At 71.0% G+C, this 13,750-nt stretch carries 12 protein-coding genes; 9 read left to right on the forward strand and 3 right to left on the reverse strand.

The window, feature by feature from the left end:
- From GXW71_RS23940 to GXW71_RS23955, 4 genes are all read left to right on the forward strand, one after another.
- On the forward strand, positions 1-2,271 hold a 2,271-nt coding region (locus GXW71_RS23940), incomplete at its 5' end, for a DUF4159 domain-containing protein (RefSeq protein WP_211855213.1).
- A gap of 73 nt (positions 2,272-2,344) precedes the next feature.
- Entirely contained in the window at positions 2,345-4,423 is a 2,079-nt protein-coding gene (locus GXW71_RS23945) for a hypothetical protein (protein ID WP_211855214.1), read from the forward strand.
- Positions 4,424-4,489: 66 nt separating this feature from the next.
- On the forward strand, positions 4,490-4,837 hold the full coding sequence (locus GXW71_RS23950) for a hypothetical protein (RefSeq protein ID WP_211855215.1): 348 nt from the start codon (positions 4,490-4,492) through the stop codon (positions 4,835-4,837).
- 65 nt (positions 4,838-4,902) lie between these two features.
- Positions 4,903-5,577: an ankyrin repeat domain-containing protein gene (locus tag GXW71_RS23955; protein ID WP_211855216.1), complete on the forward strand. Its 675-nt coding sequence runs from the start codon at positions 4,903-4,905 to the stop codon at positions 5,575-5,577.
- An 18-nt stretch (positions 5,578-5,595) separates the two neighbouring features.
- On the opposite strand, the gene GXW71_RS23960 is transcribed toward GXW71_RS23955, so the two are convergent.
- Both GXW71_RS23960 and GXW71_RS23965 read right to left on the reverse strand, forming a co-directional pair.
- On the reverse strand, positions 5,596-6,351 hold the full coding sequence (locus GXW71_RS23960) for a response regulator transcription factor (RefSeq protein ID WP_211855217.1): 756 nt from the start codon (positions 6,349-6,351) through the stop codon (positions 5,596-5,598).
- A 375-nt stretch (positions 6,352-6,726) separates the two neighbouring features.
- Positions 6,727-7,623, reverse strand: coding sequence for a LysR family transcriptional regulator (locus tag GXW71_RS23965; RefSeq protein ID WP_211855218.1), 897 nt, complete (start codon positions 7,621-7,623; stop codon positions 6,727-6,729).
- Between the two features lie 202 nt (positions 7,624-7,825).
- Here GXW71_RS23965 and GXW71_RS23970 point away from each other — a divergent pair, with 202 nt between their 5' ends.
- Positions 7,826-8,827 (forward strand): Bug family tripartite tricarboxylate transporter substrate binding protein, encoded by a 1,002-nt coding sequence (locus GXW71_RS23970; protein ID WP_246526843.1) that lies wholly within the window; start codon positions 7,826-7,828, stop codon positions 8,825-8,827.
- Positions 8,828-8,831: 4 nt separating this feature from the next.
- Positions 8,832-10,073: a CaiB/BaiF CoA transferase family protein gene (locus tag GXW71_RS23975; RefSeq protein ID WP_211855220.1), complete on the forward strand. Its 1,242-nt coding sequence runs from the start codon at positions 8,832-8,834 to the stop codon at positions 10,071-10,073.
- Between the two features lie 15 nt (positions 10,074-10,088).
- On the opposite strand, the gene GXW71_RS35260 is transcribed toward GXW71_RS23975, so the two are convergent.
- Positions 10,089-10,214 (reverse strand): hypothetical protein, encoded by a 126-nt coding sequence (locus GXW71_RS35260; protein WP_281417409.1) that lies wholly within the window; start codon positions 10,212-10,214, stop codon positions 10,089-10,091.
- 155 nt (positions 10,215-10,369) lie between these two features.
- On the opposite strand from GXW71_RS35260, the gene GXW71_RS23980 reads away from it, so the two are divergent.
- The 3 genes from GXW71_RS23980 to GXW71_RS23990 all read left to right on the forward strand — a co-directional run bounded on the left by GXW71_RS23980 (position 10,370) and on the right by GXW71_RS23990 (position 13,745).
- Positions 10,370-10,843 (forward strand): glutathione peroxidase, encoded by a 474-nt coding sequence (locus tag GXW71_RS23980; RefSeq protein ID WP_211855221.1) that lies wholly within the window; start codon positions 10,370-10,372, stop codon positions 10,841-10,843.
- Between the two features lie 231 nt (positions 10,844-11,074).
- Positions 11,075-11,536, forward strand: a complete 462-nt coding sequence (locus GXW71_RS23985) for a (2Fe-2S)-binding protein (RefSeq protein WP_211855222.1) — start codon at positions 11,075-11,077, stop codon at positions 11,534-11,536.
- A gap of 13 nt (positions 11,537-11,549) precedes the next feature.
- Positions 11,550-13,745, forward strand: coding sequence for a xanthine dehydrogenase family protein molybdopterin-binding subunit (locus tag GXW71_RS23990; protein WP_211855223.1), 2,196 nt, complete (start codon positions 11,550-11,552; stop codon positions 13,743-13,745).
- The last annotated feature ends 5 nt before the right edge of the window (positions 13,746-13,750 follow it).

A 13,750-nucleotide genomic window follows, 5' to 3' on the forward strand; every position in this document is an offset into this window, starting at 1 on the left:
CTCGCGGCGCTGCGGCCGAAGCCCTGGGCGCCGGACCGCGCCGCCGCGCTGGCGGCGCTGGCCGAGTTCCGCGCCCGCAATCCCGGCCCCTTCGCCGCCCATTACGTCAGCGATGGCGTCGCGCACGCGTCGGCGCCGGCCGCCGACGATTTCGCCCCCTTCGCCGCCGCGCTGGCCGAGGGCGGGGCATTGACCATGGCGCGCGCCGAGGCGGCGCCCACCCGGCTGCTGCTGCCGCCGCGCGCCGAAGCGGATCGCCTGGCGCTGCGGGTCGCGCAACTGCCGCTGCCGGGCGCCACCACCGCGACCGTGCTGGCCCGCACCGGTGATGGCCGGACGCTCGCCAGCGCCTCGGTCGCCTTCGCCCCCGGTGCGCGGGAGGGCGAGGCGGTGCTGGAACTGCCGATCGAGATCCGCAACCAGATCACCCGCCTCGACCTGGAGCCGGAGGCCGGCGCCGGCGGCGTGGTGCTGCTCGACGAGCGGTTCCGCCGCCGGCCGGTCGGGCTGCTGGCGGGCACCGACACCAATGCGGATGTGCCGCTGATCGGCGATCTCTACTACCTCGACCGGGCGCTTTCCCCCTACGCCGAGATCCGGCGCGGCCCGCTCGATCAACTCCTGGCACGGCGGCTCGCGGTGCTGGTGCTGGCCGACCGCGACCTCTCGGATCCGCGCGAGCTCGAGGCGGTGGCGCGCTGGGTGCAGGAGGGGGGCACGCTGATCCGCTTCGCCGGGCCGCGCATGGCCGAGCGCCCGGATCCGCTGCTGCCGGTGCCGCTGCGCGTGGGCGAACGGCAGCTCGGCGGCGCGCTGACCTGGGAACGCGCGCAGCCGCTCGCCCCTTTCCCGGAGGGCTCGCCCTTCATCGGCTTGGCCGTGCCGCCTGAAGTGACGGTGGAGCGTCAGGTGCTGGCCGAGCCTTCGGCGCAGCTCTCGCAGCATTCCTGGGCACGGCTGGCCGACGGCACGCCGCTCGTCACCTTCGAGAACCGGGGCGCCGGGCGCCTCGTGCTGTTCCACGTCACCGCCCAGGCCGAATGGTCGAACCTGCCGCTCTCCGGCCTCTTCGTCGACATGCTGCGGCGGCTGGTCGCGCTCTCGGCCGGCGTCACCGGCGCGGAGGGGGATGCGATGCTGGCGCCGCTGGAGGCGCTGGACGGCTTCGGGCATCTCGGCCCGGCACCGCCGGCCGCGGCGGCGGTCGCGGCCAGCCGCATCGAAGCGACACGACCCTCGCCGCGTCAGCCGCCCGGCTGGTACGGCGCACCGGGACAGGTGGGGCAGGATGCGGCCTATCGCCGCGCGCTCAACCTCTCGGCGGGGGTCGCGCCGCCGGTACCGGCGGCCGCGGCTCCCCGCGGCGCGGCGGTGGTCGGCATCGGTGTCCTGGCGGCCGAGCGCGACCTCGGCCCCTGGCTGCTCGCCGCGGCGCTGCTGCTGCTGGCGATCGACCTCCTGGTCTCGCTGGGGCTGCGGGGCTTGCTTGGCTGGCGGCGGGGCGGTGCGGCGGCGGCGGCAGTCGGGCTGCTGTTCCTGACCTTGCCGGCCCTCGCCCAGCAGGGGGAAGGCAGCCCGGCGCTGGCGACGCGTCTTGCCTATGTGCGCACCGGCGATCCGGCGGTGGACGAGACGGTGCGCGCGGGCCTGGTCGGGCTCTCCGATTTCGTGAACCGCCGCAGCGCCGCGGCCCTCGCGGATCCGATCGCGGTGGCGCCCGGCCAGGACGACCTCGCCTTCTTCCCGCTGATCTACTGGGCGGTGCTGCCCGACGCGCCGGCCCCCGATGCGCAGGCGGTCGCGGCGCTCAACGGCTTCATGCGCAATGGCGGCATCATCCTGTTCGACACGCGTGACGAGGGCAGCGGCGAAGGCTATGCGCCGGGCGCCCGCGCCGCGCTGCGCCGGATCACCCGCGACCTCTCCGTCCCACCGATCGCGCCGGTGCCCGACGACCACGTGCTGAAGCGCGCCTTCTATCTGCTGCAGGACCTGCCGGGGCGCTTCGCGGGTGGCCAGGTCTGGGTGGCGCGCGATGTCGATCGCGCCAATGACAGCGTCTCGCCCGTCATCATCGGCGGGCATGACTGGGCGGCGGCCTGGGCGGTGGATGAACGCGGCGGCAACCCGCATGCGGTGATCCCGGGCGGCGCGCGGCAGCGCATCCTGGCCTACCGCTTCGGCATGAACCTCGTGATCTATGCGCTGACCGGGAACTACAAGGGCGACCAGGTGCATGTGCCGGCGATCCTGGAAAGGCTCGGCAATTGATGCATCAAACCGTCTTCCGACCGGGACTGTCATGCGCGTGTGAATTGCATCGCGCGCTGCGGGGACGGCGCCTATGAGGCAGGCGATCGCCGGCATCGACTTCGCGCCGATCCTGCCGCTCTGGCTGCTGCTGGCGCTGGCGGTGCTGGCGTTGCTGGCCCTGCTGCCGGGCTTGCTGCGCCGGGCGCGCGGCCTGCTCTGGCGCGCCGCCGCCTTCGTGCTGCTGCTGCTGGCGCTGGCCAATCCGCGCCTGGTGGAGGAGACGCGGGAGACGCGGCCGGACATCGCGCTGCTCGCGGTCGACCGTTCCGACAGCGCCGTCATCAACGGCCGCGACACTCGCATGGAGGCGGCGCGCACGGCGCTCGAGACCCGGATCCGCCGGTTGCCGGAGATGGAGCTCCGCACCGTCGAGGTGCCGGAGGCCGGCAACCAGGGCACCCGGCTCTTCGCCGCGATCGAGCAGGCGCTGGCCGATATTCCCCGCGCGCGGCTCGCGGGGGTGGTCGCGCTGACCGACGGGCAGGCGCATGACGTGCCGGCGGCGCCGCCGATGGACGCGCCGTTCCACGCGCTGCTCGCTGGGCGTCCTGGCGAGACCGATCGCCGGCTGCGCGTGGTCGAGGCGCCGGGCTTCGGCATCGTCGGCCGCAGCGTCGACCTGCGTGTGATCGCGGAGGATCTCGGCGCGCGCGAACCAGGCGGCGCCGCGATGCTGACCATCCGGCGCGACGGCCAGCCGCCGCGGCAGGAGAGCGTGGCGCTGGGGCGCGAGCATCGGATCACAGTGCCGATCGAGCGCGGCGGCCCGACCGTGGTCGAGATCGCGGCCGAGCCGCGGCCGGGCGAGGTGAGCACGCTCAACAACCGCCAGGTGGTGACCATCACCGGCGTGCGCGACCGGCTGCGCGTGCTGCTGATCAGCGGTGAGCCGCATGCCGGGGAGCGCACTTGGCGGCGGCTCCTGAAGGCGGACCCGAATGTCGACCTGGTCCACTTCACCATCCTGCGCCCGCCGGAGCGCGACGACCTGACGCCGCTGAACGAGCTGGCGCTGATCGCCTTCCCGGTGCGCGAGCTGTTCCAGGTGAAGCTGCGCGAATTCGACCTCATCGTCTTCGATCGCTTCGCCAATCGCGGCATCCTGCCGCCGGCCTATCTGCGCAACATCGCCGATTACGTCCGCGGCGGCGGTGCGCTGCTGATGTCGGTCGGGCCGGAGTTCAGCGGTCCCGCGAGCCTCGCTCTGACGCCGCTGGGGCCGGTCCTTCCGGCGCGGCCTTCCGGCGCGCAGGCGGTGGCGGAAGGCGCTTTCCGCCCGCGCATCAGCGCGCTCGGCGCCAGACACCCGGTGACCGAGGGGCTGACCACCACGGCGCCGGAGGCGGAGCCGGCCTGGGGCCGCTGGTACCGCTTCCTGCGTGCCGATCAGCGGGCCGGCAGCACGGTGATGGAAGCACCGGGAGGCGCGCCCTTGCTGGTGCTCGATCGGGTGGGCGAAGGGCGCGTCGCGCTGATGCTGTCCGATCACATCTGGCTCTGGTCGCGCGGCCATGATGGCGGCGGTCCGCAGCAGGAGCTGCTGCGCCGCATGGCGCATTGGCTGATGCGCGAGCCGGAGCTGGAGGAGGAGGATCTGGCCGCCCGGATCGAGGCGGGGCGCCTGACGGTCACCCGCCGCAGCCTGGAAGCCGGGCCGCCGCCGGAGATCGCGGTGACCGCGCCGGACGGCACGGTGACCCGGTCGCGGCCGGAGGCGGTCGAGGGCGGCCGCGCCACCTTGACCCTGCCGGCGACCCAGCCCGGCGTCTGGCAGGCGAGCGATGGCCGTCGCACCGCCTTCGCCGCCGCCGTTGCCGCCAATCCGCTGGAGATCGCCGATCTGCGCGCCGACGATGCCCGGCTGCGCCCGATCGCGCAGGCGACCGGCGGCAGCATCCGCTGGATGGGGGATGGGCCGGAACCGGCGCTGCCCGAAATCCGCCGTGTCGCGGCCGGGCGGGACGCCAGCGGCGCAGGCTGGATCGGGCTCCGGCGCAATGCCGATCACACCGTTACCGGCATCGCTGCCTTGCCGCTGCTGCCGCCCTGGCTCGCCTTGCCGCTGGTGCTCGGCGTCGCCATTATCGCATGGCGAAGGGAAGGGCGCTGACAGTCGCGCATGGGCGACTCAGAGGCGCCGCCACCCTGCCCATCAATGCGGGTCGAGGAGGTTCCCATGCGGTCCGTGCTGCTGTTGCCGCTGCTGGCGCTCGGGGCCTGTGCCACGGGGCCGAGCTTCTCCGAGCGGATGGCGACGCTGGTCGGGCATAGCGAAGCCGATCTCGTGCAGGCGCTCGGCGTGCCGGTGCGGACCCACGAGGCGGACGGCCAGCGCTTCCTGCAGTTCGAGGAACGGCGGACGGTGCTCTACCCGGCGCCCGATCCCTTTCCCTTCTATGGGCCCTACGGCCGCTGGCGCGGTGGCTATGCCGGGTCGGCCTATGGTTTGGCCTTCTGCGACGTAACCTGGTCGCTGCGCAACGGGCGGGCCCAGGGCTTCACGGCGCGCGGCAGTTGCGGGTGAGAGCCTGCTTGGGACTGAGGCGAAGTGATTTCACTCGCCAGGGATCTGTTCTAAGACTTCCGGCCATGCGCATCCTTCCGATCCTCGCCGTCCCGCTGCTGCTGGCCGCCCTGCCGGTCTTTGCTCAGGGCCTCGGCAATGCACCGGCCGGTGGCCCCGCCGCCCCCCGGAGCGGTGGACAGCAGCCGCAGCGCCCAGCCGCCAACAGCCCGCCACCGGCGCTGCCCGGTCTCGCGGCCCGGCGCGCACCGGAGCCGATTCCCGCCGATCCCAGCCGCGTGCTGTCGCCCAATGCGGCGCTGTTCGATGCCATCACCCGCGGCGACCTGCCGGCGGCGCGCGATGCCGTCTCGCGCGGCGCCGACCTCGATGCGCGGAACGTGCTGGGGCTGACGCCGGTGGATGCGGCGGTGGACCAGGGGCGGAACGAGATCCTGTTCTACCTGCTCTCGGCCCGTGGCACCGCACGCAGCCCGGCGCCGCCCCCGCCCGAGGCACGCGAGAGCCCGCGTGAGCGCCAGGCGCGGGAGCGTGCGCAACAGGCCGCGCGCGCGACGGCGGAGCGGGCGGCGCGCGAGGCACCGGCACCGCGCGAGGTGGCGCCTGCCAGTGCCCGGCTCTTCGCCGGCGATGGCGGCACGCCGCGCCCCGAAGTGGGTTTCCTGGGCTTCGATGCCGGGCGGCCGCAGGGCACGGTTGCTCCGGCGTCCGAGCGGGCGCCGCGCCGCCGCGGCGGCTAGCTCCGGAGCGGGGTCCGATCAGGCAGCGGCGAAGGCGTTCTGTCGGCCGGTCCGCGCGCCATATTGGACGGCCGGCTTCGCGTCGTCGGGTGCCTGCTGGTCCGCATGATCGCGCAGGACATAGCCGCGGCCCCAGACGGTCGCGATGAGGCTGGCGGCGCCGGCTTCGGCCAGCTTGCGGCGCAGCTTGCAGACGAAGACGTCGATGATCTTCATCTCCGGCTCGTCGATGCCGTTGTAGAGGTGGGTCAGGATGGCGCCCTTGCTCTGGATGACCCCTTTCCTGAGCATGAGGAGCTCCAGAATGAGCGATTCCTTGCCCGTCAGATTGACGTAGCTGCCGTTCACATGGACTTCCTTGCTCTGGATGTCCAAGGACAGGTTGCCGGAGACGAGGGTGGATCTGGCATAGCCCTTTGAGCGCCGGATGACCGCGCGGATACGGGCCACGATCTCCGTCTTGTCGGTCGTGCGGGTGATGCAGTCATCCGCGCCGAGGTCCAGCGCCTGGACGCGGGCCGCGAGATCATCGTTCCTGGTCGTCGCGATGATGGGGATGTTGAGGCCGCGGGCGCGGAAACGGCGGACGGCTTCCAGCCCATCCATGTCCGACAGCGATGGTCCGATGACGACGGCATCGTAGTCGTAGTGCCGGGCCATATCGACCGCGTCCTCGCCACTCTTCACGGTGTCGACGGTGATGGTCGCGTGCTGCAGGGCCCGGATTGCACCAATGACGCTCAGCGGGTCCTTCTCGACAATCAGCGCGCGCATGTTTGGTCCCCTGGAAGCGTCGAGATGAGCCTACCAATGGTCAACAATAAATGAAAACATAAAAGAAAAACAGAAAATGCAGTCAGAGGCCGAGAAAAGGATACCGCATCATTGCTGACGAGGGGCAACATATTCCTGAAGCTCTCAGGGATTATTGTCGAGTGGAGCCGAAGTACTTTAAAATAGACCTGAATCTCGTTGAGGGCATCGGTCAACCAAGGTCGCTGTGTCCTCGCAAGCCCGAATTCCGATACGATTCTGTATCAGGAAATCGTTAACGGCGCCTAACCGAAGATGGTGATCACCAAGATATGTGCTCGCTGTGGTTGATCGTGCCGGCGTGGCCTCGCGGTGCCATCACCGCATCCAGGCCGATCAGTGCTCCGCCGCGATCATCTCGATGAAGAGCCGCGTCGGGGCGGAAAGCGTGCGCAGGTCGCGCACGCAGATCTTGAGTGCCCGTTCCGACCAGGCATCGCGCAGCTTCACGCCGACCAGGCCCATGACCCGTTCATAGGGTTCGACACAGGCCTCCGGCAGGACCGCAATGCCGAGCCCTGCCTGGATCATGCGGCGCACCGCATCGAAGCTGCTCGCCGTGACCCGCAGATCCAGCTCCCGGCCCAGCCGCCGGGCCGCTTCGACCAGGATCTGCTGGATCGAACTGCCCGCCGCCATCCCGACCTGTGGGAATTCCAGCATCTCCCCGAAGCCTATGTCGTCGCACGCCGCCAGCGGATGGCCGGCAGGCACCACCGCGAGCAGTCGGTCGCGGCGATAGGGCAGGGTCTCGAGCCCTTCGCAGGGCGCGCCGGCGCCGAGCAGGCCGAGATCGGCGACCCCGTCCCGGACCTGGCGCTCGATCTCCGGGCTGACCAGTTCCTGGATCTCCAGCCGAATGCCCGGGAATCGCTCAGCATAGCGTGCCAGCTCCTCCGGCAGGGAGGCGACGAGGGCCGAGCTGTTGGTCGCGATCCGGATATGGCCGCGCGCGCCGCGTGCATGTTCCCCCATCTCGTCCCGGATGCGGGAGAGCAGCTCGAAGACGCTGGCCGCGTGCCGGTGCAGGGCTTCGCCGGCCGGCGTCAGCTTCACCCCGCGGGCGTGGCGGAGCACCAGCGGCGTGTCCATCTGCAACTCGAGTTCCTGCAGCCTGCGACTGACCGCGGAGGCGGCAATGTTCTTGCGTTCGGCCGCCGCGGCGATGCTGCCCTCATCCGCCACGCTCAGGAACAGATCGAGCGAGACCAGATCCAGCCGCCACACCGCCATTCGCCCCCCTTCCGGATCGCAGCCGGCGCTTGCCGTGGTCGATCCGCGAACCATCATCGCACGCCTGGACCGGGGCGGAAGGGCAGGCACCGCCGCGTGGCCATCTCCGGTCGCGATGCCTCGCCTCGCCAAATGCGGCTTCGCGCGGCGACGTGGAACCCTCATCTTCCGCGCCAATCGCGCGCGCCATGGGAGGGATATGATGCGGTCGGAGATTCGGGGCAGGGAGACGGGTCTGCTGCAGCGGCGCGGGTTGCTGCGCGGGGCCGTCGCGGCCGGGATGCTCGGGGCAGTCGGCGGCGCCCGGGCGCAGTCGAACGTCATCACACTGGTGGTGCCGACCGCGCCCGCCGGCACCACGGATTTCGCGGCGCGGCTGCTGGCCGAGCCGCTGTCGCGCCAGCTCGGCCAGCCGGTCGTGGTGGAGAACAAGGCCGGCGCCAATGGTGCACTCGGCACCCAGGACGTGGCGCGGGCGCGGCCCGACGGCATGCGGCTGCTGGTGCAATACTCCGGCTATCATGTCGGCTCGCCCGCCATCGTGCCGAATATCGGCTACGACGTGCGCCGCGACTTCGCGCCGGTCTCCCTGCTGCTGGACGCGCCGCAGGTGATCTTCCTCCACCCTTCGGTGCCGGCCGCGAATGTCCAGGAGCTGGTCGCCTATACCAAGGCCAATCCGGGGGTGATGAACTACGCCTCCTCCGGCACCGGCTCGCTCCAGCACCTCGGCACCGAGCTGCTGAAGCTGCGCACCGGCACGGACATGACCCATGTGCCCTATCGCGGCACCGGCCCGGCCACCCAGGACCTGGTCGCGGGCCGCGTGCAGATGATGATGACCACGCCGCCGCCGCTGATGCCCTTCGTGCGCGAGGGCAGGCTGAAGGCGCTGGCGATCACCGCGCCGACGCGGCACCCGGCGCTGCCCGATGTCCCGACCCTCGCCGAATCCGGCCTGCCGGGGCTTGAGGTGATCGGCTGGTTCGCCGTCTTCGCCCCGGCCGCGACGCCGGAGCCGGTGCTGCGCCGCCTGACGGAAGGCTGCAACGCGGTGGTGGATACGCCCGAGTTCCGCCGCCGCGCCGAGGAGCAGGGCGCCATCATCCGCATCATGCCGCCGGCCGAGATCCAGGCCCGCGTCAACCGCGAGCTCGACGAATGGACCCGCGTCGTGCGTGAGGCGCGGATCCAGCCGGAGTAGCCCAATGCCCGATGCCACGCCCTCGCCTGACGCCACCGGGGAGGCCGGTCCGCTTGCCGGGCTGCGCGTGCTGGAGCTCGGCCATTTCGTCGCCGCGCCCTTCGCGACGCGACTGCTCGGCGATCTCGGGGCCGAGGTCATCAAGGTCGAGCCACCGCAGGGCGACCCGGTGCGGCAATGGGGGGCGCGGCACCAGGGCCATGCGCCTTGGTGGTCCGTCCATGCGCGGAACAAGCGCTGCATCACGCTCGACCTGAAAAAGCCGGAGGCGCGGGAGATCGTGCTCGGCCTGATCAGCCATTGCGACGCCCTGGTCGAGAATTTCCGCCCCGGGCAGCTCGATCGGCTGGGGCTGACGCGGGATGCGCTGCTGGCCGCGCGGCCCGACCTCGTGATCGCCCGCATCTCCGGCTATGGCCAGGACGGCCCGGGTCGCGACAAGCCGGCCTTCGGAGTGATCGGGGAAGCGATCGGCGGGCTTCGGCACCTGACCAACCATCCCCCAGGCAGCACCGACCTGCCGCCGGTCAGGGTCGGCGTCAGCCTGGGCGATTCGGTCGCCGGCATCTATGCGGCGCTTGGCGTCGTCGCCGCGCTCTGGCGGCGGGAACGGCGCGGCGGCGGAAGCGCGGCGGAGGTCGATGTCGCGCTGACCGAAAGCGTCTTCAGCCTGCTGGAAGGGGCGCTGCCCGAATTCGGCACGCTCGGCAGCATCCGTCAGCCGACCGGCGGCGGCATCCCGACGGCCGCGCCCACCAACGCCTATCGCGCGCGGGACGGGATCTGGGTGCTGATCGCCGCCAATTCCGATCCGCTCTTCCGGCGGCTCGCGGCGCTGATGGGGCAGCCAAGCCTCGCGGAGGAGCCGCGCTTCGCGGACAACCAGGCGCGGGTGCGGCATGTCGCAGCACTCGATGCCATGATCGGCGCCTGGGCCGCCGGGATCGACGGCTCCGTGCTGGAGGGACTGCTGGAGGACGCCGGCGTCCCCGCCACCCGTGCCTTCACCATCGCGGATTGCGCGGCCGATCCTCAGTTCCGCGCCCGCGGCATGGTGCGGGAGGTGGAGGATCCCCTGCACGGCACCATGCTGCACCCCGGCGTGGTGCCGCGCATCGACGGGCGGTCGCCGCCGCCGCGTTCGACGGGCCCGCAGATCGGTGCGGACAACGAGGCGGTGCTCACCGGATTGCTCGGGCTGGATGCCGCGGGGATCGCGGCCCTGCGGGAGAGTGGGGTGGTCTGAGCCGACCGGTCAGCCTCAGTCGAAGGAGGCGATCTGGAACGCCCGGATATCCGCAGCATTCGAAGCAAGCGCCGAACTCAGCGCCACGACGCCGGAGATCAGCGCCGCGCAGACCGAAAGCTTGATGAGGAACTCGCGCATGGGGGGAACTTTCGCCGGGGGAAGCGATACGGCCGATCATGGCGGCTTTCCCGGCGCAATGGGTTAAGATTTTGTCGGCGCCTGTCATCGCTGATCTTGCTCTGTGTCGGCATGTCAACCGCTGGACAGCCCGCAGAAGTGCAAGGGGCAACCCCATGGTGGTCTATGACTTCACGGCGAAGCTTGCCTCCGGTGAACAGCACAGCCTCGCCGCCTATCGCGGCAAGGCGCTGCTGATCGTCAATACCGCCTCGCAATGCGGCTTCACCCCGCAATACCGGGGTCTCCAGGCACTCCATGAGGAATTCGGGCCGCGCGGCTTCGCAGTACTGGCCTTCCCCTGCGACCAGTTCGGCCATCAGGAGCCAGGGTCGGACCAGGAGATCGCGGATTTCTGCGATCGCCGCTTCGGCGTGACCTTCCCGATCTTCGCCAAGATCGAGGTGAACGGCAGCAATGCCCATCCGCTCTTTGCCTGGCTCAAGCAGCAGAAGGGTGGGCTGTTCGGCAGTGCCATCAAATGGAACTTCACGAAGTTCCTGGTGGACCGCGCCGGCACCGCGCGCAGCCGTTTCGCGCCGATCACCAGGCCGGCGGCCCTGTCGCGCAAGGTGGCGGCGCTGCTGTAGCCGGCGGCACGGTCGCCGCCGGAGGATTCGGTCTGGCGGGGATACTGAGGGCGCGGCGTTACTATTAATCACAAACAGCGAAATGACTGCGGTACGCGCAGTCGTCCACATTCACCGGGCTGGATTTGATTGTTTGAGGGCATCGCGCCCTGATAAGTCTTGCGCAGAATGCTTCGGCATCGACCGAGCACCCGCGCGGCAAGCGCGCCCCTTCGGGACAGGAGAGACAGGATGGCGAAGCTCAACGTCAATGGACGCGTCATCGAGGTCGCGGTCGAGGACGACACGCCTCTCCTCTGGGTGCTGCGCGAGCAGCTCGGCCTGACCGGCACCAAATATGGCTGCGGCATCGCGCAGTGCGGCGCCTGCACCGTGCATGTCGATGGCACCGCCACACGCGCCTGCGCCACGCCCGTCTCGGCGTTCGACGACACCCAGAAGATCGTCACCATCGAGGGCCTGTCGCCTGACAGCAGCCATCCGATCCAGCAGGCCTGGCTGGCGCTGGACGTGCCGCAATGCGGCTTCTGCCAATCCGGCATGATCATGGCCGCCGCCGCCCTGCTGGCCGCGACGCCCCGGCCGACCGAGGCGCAGATCCGCGAGGAGGTCACGAACATCTGTCGCTGCGGCACCTATAACCGGGTGATCGCCGGCATCCAGCGCGCCGCTGGCACCGGCACGGCCGGTTGAGGGGGGACATCCGATGAACGCCATCCGCACGCCCACGCGCCGCGGCATCCTGGCCGGCGCTGCCCTCGGCGGCCTGACCCTCGGCTTCCGCATCCCGCTGCCGAACGAGGCCATTGCCCAGACCGCGGCCGCGCCGACGGCACCCGAAGTGAATGCCTGGGTCGTGGTGAAGCCCGACGACAGCGTCGTCATTCGCATCGCCCGGTCCGAGATGGGCCAAGGCACGCTGACCGGCCTCGCCCAGCTCGTCGCCGAGGAGCTGGAATGCGACTGGGCGAAGGTGACCACCGAGTACCCGACCCCCGGGCAGAACCTGGCGCGCGGCCGGGTCTGGGGGAGCATGTCCACCGGTGGCAGCCGCGGCATCCGCGAGAGCCATGAGTATGTGCGCAAGGGCGGCGCCGCGGCGCGCATGATGCTCGTGCAGGCCGCAGCCAATGCCTGGTCCGTCCCGGCTGGCGAGTGCCGCGCGGCGGCCAGCGTCATCACCCATGGGCCGAGCGGCCGCACCGCCACCTTCGGCAGCGTCGCCGAAGCGGCCGGACGGCTGCCGGTACCGACGGAGGTGCCGCTGAAGGACCCGGCCGATTGGAAGCTCGCCGGCAAGCCCGTGCCGCGGCTCGACACCGCGGCCAAGCTGAACGGCAGCCAGGTCTACGGGATGGACCTGACGCTGCCCGGGATGCTGAACGCGGCTATCCATGCCTGCCCGGTCTTCGGTGGTAAGGTGCGCAGCGTCGATTCCGCCGCCGCCGAGCGCATGCCCGGCGTGCGGCGCGTGCTGCGGGTCGGTGACTACGCCGTCGCCGTGGTGGCCGACACCTGGTGGCGCGCCAAGACCGCGCTCGACGCCGTGACCATCACCTGGGACGAAGGCGATCATGCCCGGGCCTCTTCCGCGGGGTTCGCCGAGGTGATGAAGACGGCACTCGACGCCCCGCAGGCGGCCGTGGGCAACCGTGCCGGCGATGCCGCGGCCGCGATCGCGGGGGCCGCGCGAAAGGTCGAGGCGGTCTATTCCTACCCGCACCAGAACCACGCCTGCATGGAGGTGATGAACGCCACCGCCGTCTGGACGCCGGAGCGCTGCGAGGTCTGGACGCCGACCCAGAACGGCGAGGCCGCGCATGCCGCCGCCGCCGAGGCCGCAGGCCTGCCGCCGGCGCGCTGCGAGGTGCACAAGATCCATCTCGGCGGCGGCTTCGGCCGACGCGGCGCGGTGCATGACTGGGTGCGCCAGGTGGTGGACATCGCGAAACAGATGCCCGGCACGCCGGTCAAGCTCATCTGGTCGCGCGAGGAGGACATGCTGCAGGGCCGGTTCCATCCGGTCACCATGTGCAAGCTGACCGCCGGGCTGGATGCGCAAGGCAATCTGACGGGGCTGCAGATGCGCATCGCCGGCCAGTCCATCGTCGCCGGCATCTTCCCGCAGAACATCCGCGACGGGCGTGATCCCGTGGTGTTCCAGGGGCTGAACGCCGCCAGCAACGAGGCGGATATCGGCTATGGCATTCCGAACCTGCTGATCGACCACGCCATGCGCAACCCGCATGTGCCGCCCGGCTTCTGGCGCGGGGTGAACCTGAACCAGAACGCGATCTACCTGGAGTGCTTCATGGACGAGCTGGCCCATGCCGCCGGCAAGGATCCGCTGGAGTTCCGGCGCGCGCTGATGCGAAACCACCCGAAGCACCTGGCCGTGCTCAACGCGGTGGCCGAGCGCGCCGGCTGGGGCACGCCGGCCGCGCCGGTGAATGGTCAGCCGGTGTTCCGCGGGCTGGCGCAGACGCACGGCTTCGGCAGCTATGTCGCGGCCTGCGCCGAGGTCTCGGTCAGCGATGCCGGCGCGCTGAAGATCCACCGCATCGTCGCGGCCACCGACCCCGGCTACGCCGTGAACCCGCAGCAGATCGCGGCCCAGGTCGAAGGCTCCTTCGTCTACGGGCTGTCAGCCGCGCTCTACGGCGAATGCACGGTGAAGGACGGCCGCATCGAGCAGACCAACTTCGACAGCTATCAGGTGCTGCGCATGGACGAGATGCCGAAGGTGGAGACCATCGTTGCCCCCACCGGCGGCTTCTGGGGCGGCGTGGGCGAGCCGACCATCGCGGTCGCGGCGCCCGCCGTGCTTAACGCGATCTTCGCGGCGACGGGCAAGCGCGTGCGCGATCTGCCGCTGAAGAACACGAGCCTCCGCCGGACGTGACGGCG

Source organism: Plastoroseomonas hellenica (assembly GCF_018129085.1).
GTDB classification, from domain to species: Bacteria; Pseudomonadota; Alphaproteobacteria; order Acetobacterales; family Acetobacteraceae; genus Plastoroseomonas; species Plastoroseomonas hellenica.